This is a genomic window from Synechococcus sp. MIT S1220, assembly GCF_047303025.1.
GTDB lineage: Bacteria > Cyanobacteriota > Cyanobacteriia > PCC-6307 > Cyanobiaceae > Parasynechococcus.
This window is the reverse complement of the sequence record NZ_CP138939.1, coordinates 2,755,610-2,771,691: the sequence shown is the minus strand read 5'-3', so window position 1 is coordinate 2,771,691 and position 16,082 is coordinate 2,755,610. Positions and strand designations below refer to the sequence as shown.

Annotated in this window: 18 protein-coding genes; 17 read left to right on the top strand and 1 reads right to left on the bottom strand. The window is 57.7% G+C overall.

The features are described from left to right. The first annotated feature begins 12 nt into the window (after window positions 1-12). The 16 genes from SIB64_RS14005 (at window position 13) to SIB64_RS13930 (ending at window position 12,914) form a co-directional block, all read left to right on the top strand. Window positions 13-144, top strand: a complete 132-nt coding sequence (locus SIB64_RS14005) for a hypothetical protein (RefSeq protein ID WP_413440807.1) — start codon at window positions 13-15, stop codon at window positions 142-144. Next, window positions 113-880 (top strand): 1-(5-phosphoribosyl)-5-[(5-phosphoribosylamino)methylideneamino]imidazole-4-carboxamide isomerase, encoded by a 768-nt coding sequence (gene hisA, locus SIB64_RS14000; RefSeq protein ID WP_413440806.1) that lies wholly within the window; start codon window positions 113-115, stop codon window positions 878-880. Before SIB64_RS14005 ends, hisA begins: the two co-directional genes overlap by 32 nt. A 39-nt stretch (window positions 881-919) precedes the next feature. Next, complete coding sequence (locus SIB64_RS13995; RefSeq protein WP_413440805.1) at window positions 920-1,384, top strand: Fur family transcriptional regulator; 465 nt, start codon at window positions 920-922, stop codon at window positions 1,382-1,384. Window positions 1,385-1,427: 43 nt separating this feature from the next. Then, complete coding sequence (locus SIB64_RS13990; protein WP_413440804.1) at window positions 1,428-3,062, top strand: DUF3685 domain-containing protein; 1,635 nt, start codon at window positions 1,428-1,430, stop codon at window positions 3,060-3,062. A 48-nt stretch (window positions 3,063-3,110) separates the two neighbouring features. Then, window positions 3,111-3,659 (top strand): thylakoid membrane photosystem I accumulation factor, encoded by a 549-nt coding sequence (locus SIB64_RS13985; protein WP_413440803.1) that lies wholly within the window; start codon window positions 3,111-3,113, stop codon window positions 3,657-3,659. Window positions 3,660-3,711: 52 nt separating this feature from the next. Further along, complete coding sequence (locus tag SIB64_RS13980) at window positions 3,712-4,881, top strand: F420-0:Gamma-glutamyl ligase (RefSeq protein ID WP_413440802.1); 1,170 nt, start codon at window positions 3,712-3,714, stop codon at window positions 4,879-4,881. A gap of 40 nt (window positions 4,882-4,921) precedes the next feature. Further along, on the top strand, window positions 4,922-5,953 hold the full coding sequence (locus tag SIB64_RS13975) for a hypothetical protein (RefSeq protein ID WP_413440801.1): 1,032 nt from the start codon (window positions 4,922-4,924) through the stop codon (window positions 5,951-5,953). 9 nt (window positions 5,954-5,962) lie between these two features. Next, the gene (gene ruvX, locus SIB64_RS13970) at window positions 5,963-6,385 is read left to right on the top strand and encodes a Holliday junction resolvase RuvX (RefSeq protein ID WP_413440800.1); all 423 of its coding nucleotides are present in this window, start codon (window positions 5,963-5,965) and stop codon (window positions 6,383-6,385) included. 92 nt (window positions 6,386-6,477) lie between these two features. Beyond that, window positions 6,478-7,026 carry a DUF3727 domain-containing protein gene (locus SIB64_RS13965; protein WP_413440799.1) on the top strand — a complete coding sequence of 183 codons (549 nt, stop codon included), beginning with the start codon at window positions 6,478-6,480 and terminating at the stop codon, window positions 7,024-7,026. Then, a complete protein-coding gene (locus SIB64_RS13960; RefSeq protein WP_413440798.1) occupies window positions 7,014-7,535 on the top strand; it encodes a YqeG family HAD IIIA-type phosphatase in 522 nt (173 codons plus the stop codon). Before SIB64_RS13965 ends, SIB64_RS13960 begins: the two co-directional genes overlap by 13 nt. Then, window positions 7,532-8,614 (top strand): glutamate 5-kinase, encoded by a 1,083-nt coding sequence (gene proB / locus SIB64_RS13955; protein WP_413443034.1) that lies wholly within the window; start codon window positions 7,532-7,534, stop codon window positions 8,612-8,614. Before SIB64_RS13960 ends, proB begins: the two co-directional genes overlap by 4 nt. A gap of 42 nt (window positions 8,615-8,656) precedes the next feature. Beyond that, entirely contained in the window at window positions 8,657-9,700 is a 1,044-nt protein-coding gene (gene lpxD / locus SIB64_RS13950) for a UDP-3-O-(3-hydroxymyristoyl)glucosamine N-acyltransferase (protein ID WP_413440797.1), read from the top strand. A gap of 31 nt (window positions 9,701-9,731) precedes the next feature. Further along, complete coding sequence (gene leuB / locus SIB64_RS13945) at window positions 9,732-10,805, top strand: 3-isopropylmalate dehydrogenase (protein WP_413440796.1); 1,074 nt, start codon at window positions 9,732-9,734, stop codon at window positions 10,803-10,805. 64 nt (window positions 10,806-10,869) lie between these two features. Next, window positions 10,870-11,772, top strand: a complete 903-nt coding sequence (locus SIB64_RS13940; RefSeq protein WP_413440795.1) for a phosphoribulokinase — start codon at window positions 10,870-10,872, stop codon at window positions 11,770-11,772. 48 nt (window positions 11,773-11,820) lie between these two features. Then, window positions 11,821-12,126 (top strand): hypothetical protein, encoded by a 306-nt coding sequence (locus SIB64_RS13935; protein ID WP_413440794.1) that lies wholly within the window; start codon window positions 11,821-11,823, stop codon window positions 12,124-12,126. Then, on the top strand, window positions 12,114-12,914 hold the full coding sequence (locus SIB64_RS13930) for a prepilin peptidase (RefSeq protein ID WP_413440793.1): 801 nt from the start codon (window positions 12,114-12,116) through the stop codon (window positions 12,912-12,914). Before SIB64_RS13935 ends, SIB64_RS13930 begins: the two co-directional genes overlap by 13 nt. A 455-nt stretch (window positions 12,915-13,369) precedes the next feature. On the opposite strand, the gene SIB64_RS13925 is transcribed toward SIB64_RS13930, so the two are convergent. Further along, window positions 13,370-13,915 (bottom strand): ferritin, encoded by a 546-nt coding sequence (locus SIB64_RS13925; RefSeq protein ID WP_413440792.1) that lies wholly within the window; start codon window positions 13,913-13,915, stop codon window positions 13,370-13,372. Window positions 13,916-14,390: 475 nt separating this feature from the next. Between SIB64_RS13925 and SIB64_RS13920 the strand changes: the two genes are divergently transcribed. Beyond that, window positions 14,391-15,908 (top strand): iron uptake porin, encoded by a 1,518-nt coding sequence (locus SIB64_RS13920; protein ID WP_413440791.1) that lies wholly within the window; start codon window positions 14,391-14,393, stop codon window positions 15,906-15,908. Window positions 15,909-16,082: the final 174 nt, after the last annotated feature.

The window sequence follows — 16,082 nt, the reverse complement described above, 5'->3', positions numbered from 1 at the left end:
CACGCTCTTTAGATGTCGTTCAAAAGTCCTATGGGCCGGCGAGAAGCTCTGCCCGGATCGAGGGGCTGCACCGCCGCTGCAGGATGGCCAGCGAGCACCCTGCTGCCGCGTTATGGAGATCATTCCCGCCATCGACTTGCTTGATGGCGCTTGTGTTCGTTTGCATCAAGGGGACTATGACCAAGTGACGCGGTTCAGTGACGACCCTGTTGCTCAGGCCTTGAGTTGGCAGCAGCAGGGAGCCACCCGCCTCCACCTGGTGGATCTCGATGGTGCCAAACGCGGTGAACCTGTGAATGACAGTGCCGTGCGGTCAATCGCAGCAGCGCTGGACATCCCGGTTCAGCTCGGCGGCGGTGTGCGCTCTCTTCAAAGGGCGGAGGACTTGATCAGCTGTGGATTGGACCGCGTCATTCTCGGCACCGTTGCCATCGAAAAGCCGGAGCTCGTGAACGAGCTAGCCCTCAAGTACCCCGGGAGGATTGTGGTGGGTATTGATGCGAAGGATGGTCGTGTTGCCACACGGGGCTGGATCGAGCAGAGCGATGTACTGGCCACCGATCTCGCTCGACAGTTCAGTGATTCACCGATTGCTGCCATCATCACCACAGACATCGCAACGGACGGAACCCTCGCCGGCCCCAACCTTGAAGCTCTGCGTGCGATGGCAGAAGCCAGCAGAGTTCCTGTGGTTGCTTCGGGAGGAATTGGTTGCATGGCGGATCTGCTTGCTCTGCTCCCGCTCGAACCACTTGGTGTGGAAGCCGTGATTGTCGGGCGTGCTTTGTATGACGGTCGTGTTGATCTGGCTGAGGCGATCAATGCGATCGGTGAAGGCAGAATTCAAGACCCTGTTCTGGGCTTCACCGACATGGCTTAGCTCGGCGCAGGTCATTGCCTTTAAGATGCATTAACACAAATGTGTTCTGTGGTATCGACACCAGGAACCAACGTTGATTCCTATCCCGTCATTGACGGGGTACAGAACGCCTTCGAGCGCTGCCGAACATTGGGAATGCGTTTGAGTCGCCAACGACGCATGGTTCTTGATCTGCTCTGGTCCGAAAAAAGCCATCTCAGTGCCCGTGACATTTTCGAGAAACTCAACGCTCGTGGTCGCAGTATTGGCCACACATCCGTCTATCAAAATCTCGAAGCTCTCCAATCAGCAGGGGTGATCGAATGTCTTGATCGAGCCAGTGGTCGGCTCTATGGATATCGCAGCGATCCGCATAGCCATCTCACCTGCCTCGACACCGGTTCAATTGAAGACATTGATGTGGTGCTCCCAGAGGACCTCTTAAAACAGATCGAGCGTTGCACCGGATATCGCATTGAGTCCTACACCCTGCAATTGAACGGACGTCGTCCACTGGAGGTTTGAGCGCAATCTCGTTACCTTGACAAACATCCTCTAGCGCAGTGCTTTGGCAGCCTCCTCTCCTGTGCGGATTCTGCTGCTAGCCCCCAAGCTCCTCGGCGAGTCCCTGGCTCTTCAGCTCACAAGCAAGAACAGTGATCTCGATGTGATCCTGCGCCCGGAGGCGTTGGTGGGGCATCCAAAATTAGTGATCTGGTCCATCGACGCAGTCTCAAGTCTGGCGGCAGTTCGACATGAGGCGTTCATCTTGCAGGAACGTTGGCAGCCAGCACCCCTCCTGCTTCTGCTGCCCGCAGACCTATCAGCAAGCAAAGACGCCCTGCTGGCTCTTCCTGCGGCAGGCCTTCTCCAGAATTGTGATGTCAACACGTTGCAGGAGGTCATCGCCACCTTGTTGGCGGGTGGGCGGGTGATCCGTTTGCAGCCTGGCGCCCCCGATGGTGGCGTCCGCCAGCCGTTTTCTGATCAGGCGATGGGGGTTGGTCATTGGTTGCTGATGAGTGGGTTGCAGCAAATCAGCAACGATCTTCAGGTCATTGATGCTCTGTTGGCGGATCCACCAGCCGAGCACCTCTGGCGATGGATGCTCGAAGGGCGACGGCGTGAGCTGCGCTCGGCCAGGGCACTGTTGCTTTGGTTGTGGGGACCGATCCAGTTGGCTGTCGACCATGCCCAACCTCTGTCGTCGGACGCCGTCGATGCTGGGAGGGATGAAACCGTTTCAATCACGCTGCGAGACCGGCAAGGGATGGCGGTCTGGGATGCGATTCGCGACCGTCTGGATCGTTCCGTTGGAGTTGGTCTTGGCAACGCAACAGGACGTCTGCTTGCGATTGAAGGTCTTCACCCTGAACGGCGCCGTGATCTTCTGTTCGCCCTGCTTCAGCAACTTGATCAGGTGCTTCAACAGTTGCGCGGACAGGATGTCGCCAATGCTTTGCCACAGCGATGGGACAGCCTGCAGGAAGACCTGAGGCGGCAAGCGCTCAGCACCATGGCCGGAACCTATGTGCAACTGCCGCAGAACGGCACCTTGAGGCCCGTGGTCGCTCAGCTGCTGACCCGATCTGACCTCAGTGGTTCTGATCAGGATCTGCCAGATCCTGCGCGGATGCTGATGCCGCTGCTCAAGGATCAGCCGGTGCTGGTTGAAGGTCAGCTGCTGCCAGCAGATGATCCGCGGGCGCTTCTGCAGTTGGAGACTCTCGTGAGCAACTGGCTGGTGCGAACCGCGGAACTGATCGGAGCCGAACTGCTTGATGCCTGTGGTGAATGGCCGGAACTGCGCCGATATCTGTTGCGTGATTCTTTGCTTTCCACCCGTGAACTCGACAGGTTGCGGAACCAATTGAATTCCCAGATCCGTTGGTCTGACTGGGTGGAGCGTCCGATTCAGCTGTATGAAAGCCAGCGCACGTTGTTCCAGTTGCAACATGGCCGAATTGCACCACTCCTGCTGACCGAGCCGCGTGATCAGGAACTCAATCAGCTGGGCTGGTGGCAGCGACAGGTTGCTCTGCTGGTTGAAACCCGGGACGCTCTTGCTCCGCAGGTTCAGACGCTGGTGCGTCGTCTTGGAGATTTGCTAGTTGTTCTTCTAACTCAGGTGATCGGCAGGGCGATCGGTCTGATCGGACGTGGCATCGCCCAGGGGATGGGACGGAGTTTGGGCCGGGGCTGACGTCCAACTGGGGCCACAGGTCAGGATGGACACCTGTTGATCCATGTCATGGCCTCGGTGGCACACGCTCTGATCACTCTCAGCATGGCTCTGTTGCTGATGGTGAGTCCTGTCGCTGCCGCGCGAGATAGCGACAGTTACGACGGGAACATCTACGCGCTGTATGCCGGAAATGGCTCCCTGGTCCCTCCAGCCAGCACCCTCGGGGAGTCACGGGCTGCAGGGCGCACCGCTGTCCTCGTTTACTACCTGGATGACAGCGCCGACTGCAAGCGTTTCGCTCCCGTGGTTTCGGAACTTCAACGGCTCTGGATGCGGAGCGTCGACCTGATGCCGCTTGGGATTGATTCCCTCCAGGGGCGTCCCGCTGAGGGGCCAGATGATCCGGCCACCTACTGGAACGGCCGAATCCCCCAAGTGGTGGTGATCGGTTCTGATGGCGCCGTCGTGCTGGATGAGGACGGCCAGGTGCCTCTTGCCACGATCAACGCGGCGATCAGCGACGCCACCGGCCTGCCAGGCCCCGATGAACGGTCCATCAACCCCGGGGGCAGCTTCAACGAGGTCAACATCGAGGTGGAGGTCACTTCCGGGTAAGCCGCCTACGCTGCCCGCCAGTTTTTACCGGTCTTCCGGCCGGATCCTCAGCGTGGTTCTGCTGATTGCTCTGCTTGTTCTCGGCCTTCTTGTGGGCTGGATCGAGCTGCGCCATCGCCTGCGGCCAGCATCACCACTGACCATGCGCCCCCTTAAGTGGACGGTTGAACGTCAGGGCTCAGCTGTACAAGTGAGCGGCGTCCTTGAGATCAGCAACCCCCATCGACGCATGGAGGTGTTTGTCCCCGAGCTGCGCGTGGAGCCTGTGCTGCTGGGCAAGGTTGATCCATCCCCGCTTCAGCTCACTACCCGCATCGAGGCCGATCATCCCGATGAGGAGACTCGTGCGGATGGCTATTGGGCGGCTTATATCGTCAAGGGTCGCCAGGTCACTCGGGCCAAGGTCAGCATCACCATTCGAGACGCTGAGGGTTCGGATCCTCTCGATCGCATCGACACCCTTTGGGCCGATGTGCACTGGGGCAACTACGGACCCTTTGGCCTGTTGCAACGTCGGCAGGGCGTTCTTGTCTCTTTAAGCCGTCCTGAACCGCTGACCAGCTCCATCGCAGAGTTCCGCCTCGGCGACAACTGTCGTGTGCTCCCCCTTCGCACCCATCTGCTCGGATCGCTTGATGATCCGATCGAGGTGCTGCGCACCTACGGCTCCAACTTGCTCCAGCCAGGAGATGTGCTCACGATCGGAGAGACCCCGGTGGCGGTCATGCAGAGCCGGTACCGCCATCCCAGCGAGGTGAATCCAGGGCTGCTGGCGCGTCTGGCATGTCGGGTGTTCCATCCAACCAGCAGCCTCGCGACGGCTTGCGGGATGCAGGCCCTGATCGATCTCGTGGGTCCAACGCGCGTCATTGCGGCCTGGATCGGAGGGCTGATGTTGAAGTTGATCCGCGTGCCAGGTGGCTTTTATCGTTTTGCCGGCGATCAGGCCCGTCTGATCGACGACATTACCGGTACGACGCCCCCCTACGACCAGACCATCGTCCTCGGGCCTGAGAACCCCAACACTCTCTGTGAGCGTGCAGCTGCCGAGCTGGGTGTTGCCGTGGCGATTGTGGATGTGAATGACCTCGGTCGGGTCAAGGTTCTGGCATCCAGCCGGGGCTGTGATGAGGATCTTCTGCAGCGTGCGCTGCGCCCTAATCCGGCGGGCAATGCCAACGAACGCACTCCCCTTGTTCTGGTTCGCCCCCGCCAGGCATGAGCGATAGATTGCAGTCAGGGACCAGGAGGGTAGTGCTGGCATGTCAGATCACTCCTCGGCGTCTCTGACGATCAAGTCGCTTTCAATCCGCCATCTGGCCCGTTTTTCATCGCTGGCCGATCCTGAACAGCTTCCTCATTTTCAGGCGGTGCTTCTCGGCGACTGGTTGGCACGACTTGAACAGCGATTCCCGGATCTGCTCCCCAGTCGATCGCCCCGCTGTTTGGTGGCCTTGAACGGTGATCTGCCTGTCGCAGCGGTGGTGGCCCGCCCGTTCAACCGTCGCGGAAGCTGCTGGATTCTGCAGTGGCCTGAATTCCTGGAGCTTCCAGCCCATCTCAGCCGACGATCCGTACAGAGAGCTCTTTTGCAGCAGGCTCTGCAGCTCGGCAGTCCCCACGTGCGCAGTTGGGTCGTTCGCTGTCCCTCTGCGGATGCCGATCGCATTGCGTTGATGCGAGAACTCGGGTTTCAACCGCTGCGGCCGATGCAGTCCTGGGCCCCTCCGCCTGCCGAATACAGCGCGGAGTGTTCAGCGTCTGGTCCACCGGAAGGCCTGCATTGGCAAGCGGTGTCGCGGCGCACGGCACAGTTGCTCTGGCCCCTTGAACAAGGGGGAAGTTTCAGTCATCTTCGCCAGATCACAGATCGGCATTGGCTCGACCTGCTTGATCGAGGCGGCCCAGGCTGTGGTGTTCTAATGGCCAACAACGCTGTGTTGGCCGGTTGTTTGCAGCTCAATGAGGGAGCGCGAGCCAATCAGCTCGAATTGCTGCGCGACCTCGCTTGGGATCCTCGTTTAGAGACGGCATTGCCATGGTTGCTGGAGCGAATCCGGCGGGAGGCCAAGCCTTCGGCCTTGATCTCGGCAATGGACGACGCTCCTTTGGGGCAGGTGATGCAGGCCCAAGGATGGCAGCGTTCTGAAGAGCAGCTGCTGATGGGGCGCAGCATGTGGCGTCGTCAGAGCGCTCCGCGACAACTGCAGATCACCCGTCCGTTGGATCAGGTCCTCGGTCGCCTGCGGCCGGGGCAAACCCCCTTCCCAACTCCCAGCCTCGGGCGACGCTGACCCGTGTCCTTGAGCGGTTCGATTCTCAGTTTTGATGTGGGGCGGCGGCGGATCGGTCTGGCTGGTTGTGACGCGCTTGGGATTACCGTCACGCCCCTGGAAGCTCTTCACCGAAAGGCGTTTGAGCTTGATCTTCTCGTGATTCGTCAGCACTGTGCCAGCCGCTCGGTGCAAGGGCTTGTCGTGGGCCTCCCGCTGGACCGTGAGGGGCAACCCACACAGCAAGCGACGCACTGTCGTCGTTACGGTTTGCGTCTTGCCAGGGCTCTGCAGCTTCCCCTGGCCTGGGTGAATGAGCACTCCAGCACCTGGGCTGCTGCGGAGCGTCATGGTCTTGCCGGGGATCGCAGCGGTCGGCTCGACAGTGCTGCAGCTGCCCTGTTGCTGGAGCAATGGTTGCGGGAGGGGCCTCCCTTGAAACCGATGGCTTGAGATGATTCCTCGAAACCGGTCCGTCCGGCGGCCCCAGCATCGGGCAGCCTGACCGGCCATGGTGGATCCTGTGCCCATTGACCACAGGTCCAATGCGTGACTCCGGGCCCAGCGGCAGCGGCGAGGTTCCAACCGTTCTTGTCCAGGATCGGGATGGTCATGACCTGCTCTGTTTTCTGGAGCAGTTGATCCCCCTCGATGGGAGCGACTACGCCCTGTTGACGCCGGTTGACACACCAGTCTCCCTGTTCCGCCTGAAGGATGGTGATGAACCGGAGCCGATCAGCACGATCGCCAGTAGTGAGCCGATTCTCTCGGTTGCAGATGTGGTCCTTCAGGAACACGACCTGACCCTGGTGAGGTCAGCTGTGACTCTCACCGTTGCGGGTGAGCTGGATGAACCTGATCCGGAGGATCTGGAGGATGAGGAGGAGGAGGACGATGAGGAGTCAGAGACCTATGAGCTCCTGGTGAGTTTCATGGTGGACAACAAGGAGTACGGCCTCTACATCCCGTTGGATCCATTTTTCGTGGTGGCACGGATGGTCGATGGCCAGGCAGAGTTGGTGGAGGGTGAGGATTTCGATCGGATCCAACCGCGCATCGAAGCCGAACTTGAGGAAAGGGAATGGCCGGACTAAAGCCTCAGCATTGGTTGCTGCCCGATTGGGAGCCTGGGCTGACGATCGCCCATCTGCCACTCCCCCATCTGGTGAGTCACGGCATCCAGGCTGCTGTCATTGATGTGGACCGCACCTTGCTCCCCGGTCGGGATGTGCAGTTGCCCGACAATGTCCGCCTTTGGCTTGAGGACGCTAGCCGTCGCTTGCGCTTGCATCTTTTCAGCAACAACCCCTCCCAGGCTCGGATCGCTGCGGTGGCAGATCAGCTAGGCATCAGCTTTACCGCTGGGGCTGGAAAACCAAGGCGAGGTGCATTGCGGCGTGTGCTCGCTGATCTGTCTCTGCAGCCCGACCAGGTGGCGATGGTGGGTGATCGGGTCTTCACCGATGTGCTTTGCGGCAACCGTCTTGGCCTCTATACGGTTCTGGTGCGGCCGGTGGCTTTGGATGGTGGACCTTGTCCCCGCGACCGGGTCCAGCGGATCGAACGCCGACTGGCGGTTTGGATGGGGGCTCCCAGCGCATGACGTTGTGGGTGGTGAAGCTCGGCACAAGCCTGCTTCGCGGCGATACAGCTGGAACGATTGCTGGGTATGCCGCATCGATTGCTGTGGCGATGCAAAGGGGTGATCGCTGCGTTCTTGTTACCAGTGGTGCTGTGGGTCTGGGGTGTCAGCGTCTTGCGATGACCCATCGCCCAGATAGTGTTGTGGCGCTTCAGGCCGCTGCCGCGATCGGGCAGGGGCATTTGATGGGGCTCTACGACCGTGCTCTGGCAACCCATGGAGTGTCTGTCGCCCAGGTGTTGCTGACCCGTTCCGATTTGGTGGACCGACGGCGTTATCACAACGCATCGAACACCCTGATGCAGCTTCTTGATTGGGGAGTTTTGCCTGTGGTGAACGAAAACGATGCCCTCTCGCCCGCCGAACTGCGTTTTGGTGACAACGACACCCTTTCAGCACTTGTGGCCGCAGCGGTGGATGCCGATCAGTTGATTCTGCTCACGGACGTTGAGCAGCTGTATTCAGCAGACCCCCGCACCGATGCCGATGCACGGCCGATTCCGGACGTGCATCATCCCCGCGATCTAGACGACCTGCATTCTGCAGCCGGTGATGGTGGCCGCTGGGGCACAGGTGGGATGACCACAAAACTCGCTGCAGCCCGCATCGCAACCGCCAGTGGAATCACCGTGCATCTGGCGGATGGTCGGGATCCCTCCCGTCTGGATGCATTGCTGAGCGGAGGACGTGGTGGAACGGTCTTTCACCCCAGTCCCCAGCCCATCGGCAACCGGCGCAGCTGGCTAGCCCATGTCCTGCAGCCGCAAGGGGCACTCCATCTGGATTCCGGAGCCTGTCTGGCTCTTCAGGAGCGTGGGGCGTCCTTGCTACAGGTGGGCATCACAGCGGTGAGTGGCGAGTTCGCTGCCAACCAACCGGTGATGTTGATGGACGCTCAGGGCCAGGAGTTCGGTCGTGGACTGTGCTCACGCGACAGTGCCAGCCTCCGGGCTGCTCTGGGGCGCTCCCGTGCGCTTCGCGGCTCTCCAGTGGTCGTCCATCGCGATGCCATGGTGCTGAGCGATCGGCATCTCAGCTGATCGATCAACGCCTCTACGATCCAGCCGCAGTCTTGCCCCCCCATGCGTTTCAGCACCCTGATCAAGGCCCTGCAGAACGGTCAGGCCGGTCTGAAGCAGGCACAACAAGGTTCAGACCCAGTCCTGCGTGGTGCAGCATCCCTCGAGAGCGCCTCAGCTGATCAACTGAGTTTTCTGGAGAAGGGCAACACGTTGATCTCTGCTCTCTCAGACAGTGAAGTTGGGGCATTGCTTCTGCCGGATCAGGAGGATCTGATCAGGTTGGCCTCCGAGCGGGGGCTTGCCTTTGCGGTCTTTGCCGATCCGCGCCTCGCGTTCGCCGAAGCGCTCGATCAGCTGCACCCCCGACAGCGACCTCTCGCCGGGGTCCATCCCACAGCTGTGATTGATCCCCGTGCAGTCGTTGGGCAGGGCAGTTTCGTTGCAGCTCGGGTCTGCATTGGTGCGGGGAGTCGGATCGGGGTCGATTGCATCCTCCATCCGGGGGTTGTGATCTATGACGATGTGATTGTTGGAGATGGATGTGAGCTGCATGCCAATGCCGTTCTCCATCCGGGCAGTCGTCTCGGCTGCAGCTGTGTGGTCAATTCAAACGCCGTGGTTGGCTCAGAGGGTTTTGGCTTCGTGCCGACCGCAACCGGCTGGCGAAAGATGCCTCAAACAGGGCAGGTGGTGCTCGAGGACGGTGTGGAGGTGGGTTGCGGCAGCACCATTGATCGACCCTCTGTGGGAGAGACACGGATCGGTGCCGGCAGCAAGATCGACAACCTGGTCCAGATCGGTCATGGGGTCCGCACCGGCCGTGGTTGCGCCCTTGCTTCTCAGGTTGGGATTGCCGGTGGTGCCCGCCTCGGCGACGGTGTGATCCTTGCGGGGCAGGTGGGAGTGGCTAATCGGGCAATGATCGGTGACCGCGCCATTGCTAGTTCCAAAAGCGGAATTCACGGAGAGGTGGCTGCTGGTGAAGTGGTGAGTGGATACCCGGCGATCCCGAATCGCCTTTGGCTGCGTTGTTCAGCCGCTTTCAGCAAGCTGCCGGAGATGGCAAAGACTCTGCGAGATCTGAAGCGCATCACTGCTCAGTAATCTCAGCGGCTGTTGAGACGATCGGAACGCCATGGCCCAGCACCGCGTTGTTCTGCTGCCCGGCGATGGCATTGGCCCTGAAATCACAGCTGTGGCAAGGCAGCTGCTGGAGGCAGTCAGCAAGCGCCATGGGTTTGAGCTCAGTTTCGAAGAGCAGCCGATCGGGGGGAGTGCGATTGATGCAACCGGTGAGCCACTCCCGGCCAGCACCCTGGCCGCCTGCCGATCCGCTGATGCCGTTCTTCTTGCTGCGATCGGCAGCCCTCGTTTTGACACGCTTCCCCGCGAGAAACGCCCCGAGACCGGGTTGCTCGGACTGCGCGCCGGCATGGAGCTGTTTGCCAACCTGCGACCGGTGAAGATCGTGCAGGCGCTGATCGATGCCAGCAGCCTCAAGCGTGAGGTGATCGAAGGCGTGGATCTGCTGGTGGTCCGCGAGCTCACCGGCGGGATCTATTTCGGGCAGCCCAAGGGCAGGATCGAAGCCGATGGTGATGAACGCGGCTTCAACACCATGACCTATGCGGCGTCGGAGGTGGACCGGATCGCCAGAGTGGCCTTTGATATCGCCACGCAGCGACAGGGCCGCCTTTGTTCTGTAGACAAGGCCAATGTTCTCGACGTCAGTCAGCTCTGGCGAGATCGCGTCGATGCCCTTGCTCCGACCTACAGCGAGGTGGAGGTGAGCCATATGTATGTCGACAACGCTGCCATGCAGCTGGTGCGTGATCCTCGGCAGTTCGATGTGCTGCTGACCGGCAACCTGTTCGGTGACATCCTGAGCGATGAGGCAGCGATGCTCACCGGTTCGATTGGGATGCTCCCTTCGGCTTCACTGGGCAGCGATGGCCCTGGGTTATTTGAACCCGTGCATGGTTCTGCCCCTGACATCGCTGGGCAGGACAAGGCCAATCCGATGGCGATGGTTCTCTCCGCAGCGATGATGCTGCGGATCGGCCTGAATCAGGCGGGAGCGGCCGATGAGCTGGAAGCAGCTGTCGACAAGGTGTTGGCAGCTGGTTTCCGCACCGGTGATCTCATGGCCGATGGCTGCATCTCCCTTGGATGCGCGGCCATGGGGCAGGAACTGCTCAAAGCACTCTGAGCTCGTTATTGGTGCATTCGGGCCCCGATCTGGCAAACTCGCCGAGCCCGTAGCCCCTGCGTCGATGTCGAAGCGTCATCCGGTTGTCGCTGTCACCGGTTCGTCCGGAGCTGGAACCAGCACCGTCAAGCGCGCCTTCGAGCACATCTTCGCGCGTGAGGGGATCACCCCGGCTGTGGTGGAAGGCGACAGCTACCACCGCTACGAGCGGATGCCGATGAAGCAGGCCATGGCAGATGCCCTGGCTGCTGGACAGAACTTCTCCCACTTCGGACCCGAGGCCAATCTGTTCGACAAGCTGGAGGAGCTGTTCCGCACCTACGGCGAAACTGGTATGGGTCAGAAGCGCTACTACCTTCACAGCCCTGAAGAGGCCTCTGAGCACAATTCGCGGCTTGGTGTGAATCTGGAGCCTGGTCAGTTCACCCCTTGGGAGGAAATCCCAGCTGGTACGGACGTGTTGTTCTACGAAGGCCTGCACGGCGGCGTGAAAGGCGAGGGGTATGACGTGGCAGCACTCGCCGATCTTCTGGTGGGCGTTGTCCCGATTACCAACCTCGAGTGGATCCAGAAAATTCACCGAGACAATGCAGAGCGCGGTTACTCAGCAGAGGCAATCGTTGACACAATTCTTCGGCGGATGCCTGATTACATCAATCACGTCTGCCCACAGTTCAGCCAGACGGATATCAATTTCCAGCGTGTTCCAACGGTTGACACGTCCAATCCGTTTATCTGCCGGAATATCCCAACTCCGGATGAGAGCTTTGTGATCATTCACTTCCGAAAGGGAGCCCGCGAGAAGTGGGGGATTGATTTCGGCTATTTGCTGAGCATGATCCACGACTCCTTCATGTCCAGCCCCACCAGCATTGTGGTGAACGGAGGCAAGATGGGCTTCGCGATGGAGCTGATCCTCACTCCAATCATTCACCGCATGATCGAGGTGAAGAAAAAGCTCAGCTGATTTGGAACGTTCGAGCAATTCATCTCTACAATCGGCCCATCAACATGTGTGGGTGAGCCGATCACTTTTGCAACCCCTTCGTTTGAGATCAGTGGTGCAGCCGGCTCACCGACCACGCCCCGCTGGGATCGAGTTGACAGCCGTGAGTTGATACGACTGGCAAGGCATATCTATTTCTGTTATTTGTCGGACACCCCTTCTGCACCTGATCCGATCGGTGTTGTTGTTGATCTTGATCATCAAGAAGGACGTGTTGTTTTCGATTCCCCTGTCCTATTGCCCGAGGAGGACTTCGTGCGCCTTGAGCTGATTCGAGCTCGGGGCGCTCGACCTAGAAATCGATGGAAGGGTTGATCGTTCCGCTTTGGCTGATCATGTTTGGTGCATGCGTCGGCAGCTTTACCAATGTTGTGGTCTGGCGTTTGCCCAGACAAGAATCGGTTGTGCACCCTGGCAGTCATTGCCCACGATGCGGACATGCCGTGCGTTGGCATGACAATGTGCCCGTGTTGGGTTGGCTGCTGCTCGCCGGCCGTTGCAGAGACTGCAGCGCTCCCATCAGCTGGCGCTATCCACTGGTTGAAAGTCTCAGTGCTTTGCTTTGGCTCAGTACGTTGTTGGTTGGTAGCGGTGGGGGTGGTGGCCTTGAACCGAGCTTGCTGCCTTGGATTGGGTTGCCCTTGGTCGGCCTCCTCCTACCGCTGGTTCTGATTGATCTCGATCACATGTGGCTGCCGGAATCTCTCTGCCGCTGGGGGGTTCTGCTGGGCCTCCTCGTCAGTGTCACAGGAGGGGTGACGCTTTTGGCTGATCACATGATCGGCGCTGCGCTTTCGTTGATGGTCTTGGAGGCTCTCAGTGCTCTGGCGGAGCAAGTAATGGGGCAACCGGCTCTTGGCTTGGGCGATGCCAAACTCGCCGCATTCGGTGGAGCATGGCTTGGATGGCATGGCATTGCCATCGCCATGGCCCTTGCTGTCTTCAGCGGGGCGATTGTTGGCAGCATCGGTCGATTGACCGGCCGCCTCAAACCGCGTCAGCCGTTTCCATTCGGCCCTTTCATTGCCCTTGGTATTTGGCTGGTTTGGCTGATGGGGCCGGGTTGGTGGTGGAATCAGTGGTTGGCCGGATTCACGTTTTGATCCATTTCGTGTTCAGGCTCGTTGTGGAGTGCATTGCTCAAGGCGTGAATGACCGATGAGGCGTGCGCGTCCACCCTGGGTGTTTGCTGTTTAGGCATAGAAGCAACACTCAAGACGTCGTGCCTGGGATTTTTGCCTGGCACGAGGCTTTGGTCGCAAGGTTTCTCTTTACGAACCAGCCGTCGTCAAATACCTCTGAGGAAGATGGACCAAGCAGGAAACGGATCTGTCGTTTGAAGGTATCGGTTTCCTGCTGAGCTAATTAATGATTAATAAGACTTTTAATGATTGTAATTAACTGAATTGTCTTGGCCCCTCAGGCCGTAGGTTGCGCTGCATTGTTGTTGCCCTCTAAAGCGATTGCAAAGGCATTAAAGTCAATTGGAAGTCCTAAAAAGGCTAATTCTCGTATTAAAAGGGTGTTCAGATTTGGTCAATTTTAAAGTTTTAAGGGTTTAGGTAACGGGGTTCGCTTTTGCTGCGATGTCAAATGCTCCTCCAGCTTTGATATTGGCAAGCAATGTTCCGTCCAAAAATTGCTGATCCAAGAGAATGAGTGCTGCCGTATTTGAATCAGCTAAGCGCAATCTTTTCAGTACAAACCGTGCTTCTGATTCTTCTTTGACTTGTTCCTCTACGAACCAGTCGAGCATCGCGGTTGCGGCGCGATCACCTTCCTTTTCTGATAATGTGTAGATATTATTGATAGAAACGGTGACGGTTTTTTCCATCGAATAAACTTTTTCAAAAAGTTCTTTGACTGTTCCGAACTCCCGCTCAGGGGACTCAATTGTTGGGAGTTGTACTTGGCATTCGTTGTCGACCAGATAAGCAATCATCCTCGAAGCATGTCCTCGCTCTTCAGTGCTTTTGTCGAGCATATAGCTGGAAAATCCAATGAGATCTCTCTCTCGAAGCCATATTGACATGGCGAGGTAAGTATGACTTGCCTGAAATTCCAACGCAAGATGATCATTGATTGCGGAAGTGTGTGTCGACATTGATCAAGGTGTTAGTTCTTTTTTATAGACATGAGCCATCGCGACATCACAAAATGATTGTTAAAGGGGGCTAAAAGATTCCGAATCATGTATTAAATGCCACAGCTAGTTTCTGGTTTTTCTTTGAAAACTTCGATCTTAATCACACTGTTGCTGAGTGTCCAATTGTTACGCGGTGGCGCAAGGATCCTCGGGGGGCAGGCCGTGACAACGATTCAAGGGTTTTTGGGGCCTGTTTTTGCTCGCCCAACAAGACCGCGTTTATTTATTGCATTCATGGGCCCTTGCTCCAATTGTTGCGGTTACTACGCTTTTAATGTTTTTGTTGCGCACCTGTCTCATGCGCGGGTTTTTGAGCTCTTCGAGCTCTTCCTTCAACGCGACTCAGCCAACTATTGATGCCGATCGCCGAAGCTCAAAGCTGCCGCGATCTCTTTTGTTCGGAGTTGCATTCGCTGTTGCTGGAAGCTGTGGAATGGTCCGGCCGGTCAATGCAAATACAGTCGATCTTGACTCAATAAACAATTACGTCTCACATCCGAAGACTTCGCGAGAACAGGTCACCAGCATCACCCAGTTTTCTGACGTCTACCCGACCGACTGGGCTTACCAGGCACTGGCCAACCTGATCGAGCGTTACGGCTGCGTCGCCGGCTATCCCAACGGCAGCTTCAGCGGCAACCGGGCGATGACCCGTTACGAGGCTGCCGCTCTGCTGAATACCTGCCTCGACCGCATCACCGAAATCACCGGCGAACTGCGTCGCCTGATCAAGGAATTCGAGCGTGAGCTGGCGATCATCCGCGGCCGCGTCGACGGTCTGGAAGCCCGCGTCGGTGAACTGGAATCGTCTCAGTTCTCCACCACCACCACCAAGTTGGACGGACAAGCCACATTCGTGGTGGGAGCGAATCGTTTTCAAGGGTCTTCAGGACGGCTTCGCAACGAGAACAACAGGGAATACGGAGCCACCGTATTTAACTATGACCTTCAGCTCAACTTGGAGACTTCTTTCACGGGTAAGGATCTGTTGACCACCGTGCTGCGCTCAGGAAACTTCGACGAAGTTGACAATCCTTTTGGCAGTGGTGGCCCCTCTGGCCTCGCAACCTTAGATGCAGCCTTCCAGGAAGGTGATGATCCCAGCCACGTTGCCATTGAAAAGATCTTTTATTCATTTCCAGTTGGGGACTCGTTCACATTCACGGTTGGTGCACTTGTTGGCCAGGAGGACATGTTGGCTCTCTGGCCGAGCGCTTACCCGAGTGACCCCATTCTCGAAGTGATGAATATGAATGGCGCGCCAGCTGCATACAATAAAAATCTTGGACCAGGCGCGGGCATCAGCTGGGAACTTGAGAACGGATTCAGCTTGTCGGCCAACTATGTCGCTGCCAATGGAGCCGAAGGGAATAGTAGTGATGGTGGTATCGCTATGGCTCAATCTGGTAGTACAGCAACTGTCCAGCTTGGCTGGGAAGGTGAGTCATGGAATGTGGCTGCGATCTACTCCAAGATTCAGAATGGCCACGATTTGATTCCCTACATCACTCCCTTCGCTGACGACCGCTCTTATCGGAAGGGCACAGCCAATGCTTTTGGCCTTGGCGGTTCATGGACTCCTGAAGACAGCGGTTGGATTCCTTCTGTTTCTGCAGGGTGGGGGTACAACAGCATGAATACGGATAGGAGTGGACAAGTGGAAATAACGCAGTCCTGGACTGTTGGTTTGGAATGGAATGATGTTTTCCTGCTTGGTAACAATGCGGGTATGGCCGTTGGTCAGCCAGTGTTTGCGACCAGTCTGCGTGGTGATGAAACTCCTGCCGACGGGCAATTCATTTGGGAGTGGTGGTATCAGTTCCAGGTGACCAATAACATCAGTGTCACGCCTGCACTGTTTTATTTATCCCGTCCCCTCGGAGAAAACACCCCATCCGATCAAACCTTCCAGCAATTGGGCGGCTTGGTGAAAACAACGTTTGCATTTTGATTGATCGATGTTGAACGATTAGCTCGCTTTGATGTTGTTTTGAGGCGAGTTTTTGGTTTTAACGTGATGATTGCTGAATAGCATTATTGTAAAAAATTGTGGCGATTTGATTTTGTAATTCTTTGATAAATGTTGTATTAAGTGTTGATTTTTATGGATGGTTTGTGCGTTTTC

What these genes read in the sequence shown, in the direction of transcription:
- SIB64_RS14005 (WP_413440807.1), top strand. Translation starts at nt 13, where the DNA reads ATGTCGTTCAAAAGTCCTATGGGCCGGCGAGAAGCTCTGCCCGGATCG.
- hisA (WP_413440806.1), top strand. Translation starts at nt 113, where the DNA reads ATGGAGATCATTCCCGCCATCGACTTGCTTGATGGCGCTTGTGTTCGT.
- SIB64_RS13995 (WP_413440805.1), top strand. Translation starts at nt 920, where the DNA reads ATGTGTTCTGTGGTATCGACACCAGGAACCAACGTTGATTCCTATCCC.
- SIB64_RS13985 (WP_413440803.1), top strand. Translation starts at nt 3,111, where the DNA reads ATGGCCTCGGTGGCACACGCTCTGATCACTCTCAGCATGGCTCTGTTG.
- SIB64_RS13975 (WP_413440801.1), top strand. Translation starts at nt 4,922, where the DNA reads ATGTCAGATCACTCCTCGGCGTCTCTGACGATCAAGTCGCTTTCAATC.
- SIB64_RS13965 (WP_413440799.1), top strand. Translation starts at nt 6,478, where the DNA reads ATGCGTGACTCCGGGCCCAGCGGCAGCGGCGAGGTTCCAACCGTTCTT.
- SIB64_RS13960 (WP_413440798.1), top strand. Translation starts at nt 7,014, where the DNA reads ATGGCCGGACTAAAGCCTCAGCATTGGTTGCTGCCCGATTGGGAGCCT.
- proB (WP_413443034.1), top strand. Translation starts at nt 7,532, where the DNA reads ATGACGTTGTGGGTGGTGAAGCTCGGCACAAGCCTGCTTCGCGGCGAT.
- lpxD (WP_413440797.1), top strand. Translation starts at nt 8,657, where the DNA reads ATGCGTTTCAGCACCCTGATCAAGGCCCTGCAGAACGGTCAGGCCGGT.
- leuB (WP_413440796.1), top strand. Translation starts at nt 9,732, where the DNA reads ATGGCCCAGCACCGCGTTGTTCTGCTGCCCGGCGATGGCATTGGCCCT.
- SIB64_RS13940 (WP_413440795.1), top strand. Translation starts at nt 10,870, where the DNA reads ATGTCGAAGCGTCATCCGGTTGTCGCTGTCACCGGTTCGTCCGGAGCT.
- SIB64_RS13930 (WP_413440793.1), top strand. Translation starts at nt 12,114, where the DNA reads ATGGAAGGGTTGATCGTTCCGCTTTGGCTGATCATGTTTGGTGCATGC.
- SIB64_RS13925 (WP_413440792.1), bottom strand. Translation starts at nt 13,915, where the DNA reads ATGTCGACACACACTTCCGCAATCAATGATCATCTTGCGTTGGAATTT.
- SIB64_RS13920 (WP_413440791.1), top strand. Translation starts at nt 14,391, where the DNA reads ATGGTCCGGCCGGTCAATGCAAATACAGTCGATCTTGACTCAATAAAC.